The organism is Citrobacter sp. Colony219 (assembly GCF_019382635.1).
Lineage (GTDB): Bacteria > Pseudomonadota > Gammaproteobacteria > Enterobacterales > Enterobacteriaceae > Citrobacter > Citrobacter youngae.
The window spans coordinates 4,300,555-4,302,635 of sequence record NZ_CP080033.1; the positions used below are offsets into that span (position 1 = coordinate 4,300,555).

At 57.5% G+C, this 2,081-nt stretch carries 1 protein-coding gene; it reads right to left on the minus strand.

Going from position 1 to position 2,081, the window contains the following annotated elements; all coding sequences use genetic code 11:
* The coding region (locus tag JTI85_RS19005; RefSeq protein ID WP_255574887.1) for a replication endonuclease at positions 1–2,081 on the minus strand (2,081 nt) is incomplete at both ends.

Genomic DNA, 2,081 nt, shown 5'->3' on the forward strand with positions numbered 1-2,081 from the left:
TCCCGCCGTTCTTTCTGGCTCATGCTGTGGAGGTAATCATGCAGTTCCTTCTCATTCATGGTTTTAATATCGGGTAGATCCCCCCCTGTCTGGTTCAAATTTTCAACAGGGGGACAGTTATTGCCACGAGTCCAAGGGGCGCAAGCGCCCTGGTCGGCTGCCGCCTCCTGAACGTCAACGGCCTTACGAACCTTTTTCCACTTCATCGCGTGCGTGCAAATCTTGCCCTCTGCAATCGGGGACCAGATGCCATAGATACGGATACCGTGATCGCCGTAGGCGCTCGGTTCGTCGTTAAGCTCATAAGCCGTGCGGACAAGGTGATGTTTGCGGGGAACCAGTACACCGCCCTGCTTCATGATGTAGGTGGCAAAGCAACCCGCATCTGCAGCCGCCAGTACCGCATCCAGACGTGGATTATCCAGTACAGGCGCACCCGCTTTGCGTTCGCCCTGTACTCTCGCCGCCTGACCAGCCAGCAAGCGCAGCTCGCGGTATGCCTGGCGCCCCGGAATACCAAAGAAACGAAATTGCTGGACACGGTGCAGTGACGCCCAGGCGCTGACATGCTCGGCGCTGTCACGCAGTGATCTGCCGGTTTCTTTGCTGATTTCTTTAGCCAGCCCGCGCCCGTCGATGTTCTTACTGATGTATTTGGCGATGTAGCTTGTCGGTGTGCCCTTGCGCGGGTTGATTAGCTCGGACTTGAAGCGCGGTCCGGTATTGGTGCCCAGCTCCTCGCGGTCTTCACGGATGGCAAACTTACGCAGCAGCGCGGTGATGGAACGACGGTCTTTTTTGCGCATAAAGCACAGAAGATGCCAGTGCACAGTGCCGTCATGGTGCGGCTCTGCAACGCGGACGCCGTACCAGCGCAGCCCGGCTTTGTGCATGGCCTTGCGGAAAGCGGCGAATGTATCAACCAGATAGTCACTGCTCTGCCGGACCGTGGCACTGGTCCATTTCGGATTAGGTCTGCCGTTGTTGAGGGTTGCGTGGAAGCGTGACGGGCAGGTGATGGTATAGAACACGGCGCAGTCTCCGCGCATTTCCGCGATCAGCTCCAGCCCTTTAACACAGGCCATCATTTCATTACGGCGGTGCGCCGGGTTGCTGTTGCTGGCGTTCACCACATCTTCCATATCCAGCGTGTCACCGTATTCGTTGACCAGCTCATGCGAGCGGAAGAACTCCAGCGATTTGCGGCGCTGCTCGCGTTTGTGGATCACGGCTTCATAGCTGACATACGGGGACGCTTTCTTGTTGACCAGGCAGACGGCGCGCAGCTGCTCCTCCCGCCACTCGCAGCGCATCTGCCACAATTTGCGATACCACCAGTCCGCGCACAGCATGCGCGCCAGCGACGGTGGGATCAGTTCATAAGGCACCGGCTTGCGGCGGCGCTTTTTGCGGCGCAACTGCTCAAAGGCAGGCGGGATGACCTCAAGGCGCATGGCTTCTGCAGCAACCCTTTCCCATGCCTGGCGGATTTCTTCTGGTTTAACATCGTCACTGACAAACAGATCACCGCAGGCCGCATCAAGACACATGCTCATATGTGCCGCAACCAGCGTGGAAAGGCGCTTGACCTGCTCCTGATTCATTTCAGGCAGTACCAGCAGCCCCTCCAGCCCGTCCTGGCTCGCCATGAACCGGAAAGACGCAGACACCTGGCTGTCACGCACGCGCTCCAGCCGCTCCAGACAAGGCCTGATTGTTTCGCGCAGATAGCGGGAATAAGCTTTAGCCCTGCCCAGGCTATGGAAGTATTTAATCCGCTCCAGCAAAGGCTTGCTAATATGGGCAGGCATGGCGCTAACATCGGCAATAATCACCAAATCGGGATTAACGCGCTGCTGTTCGCGGGCCATTTTGGCATGGCTAATCAGCCGATCCTGCTCCATTTCACGCTGGACAGGATCGCGGGATTCATTGAAGAAATAACGTTCCCAAACCTTATCACTCAGCGCCTCACGGCGCAGATGCTCCTGCTCGTTATCCGCAGCGTACAGAGCGATGAGGTTTGAAAGCGCAGACTCCGGCGCAACTTCCGCCGGTTCCAGATACGGGTTAACCGCTTT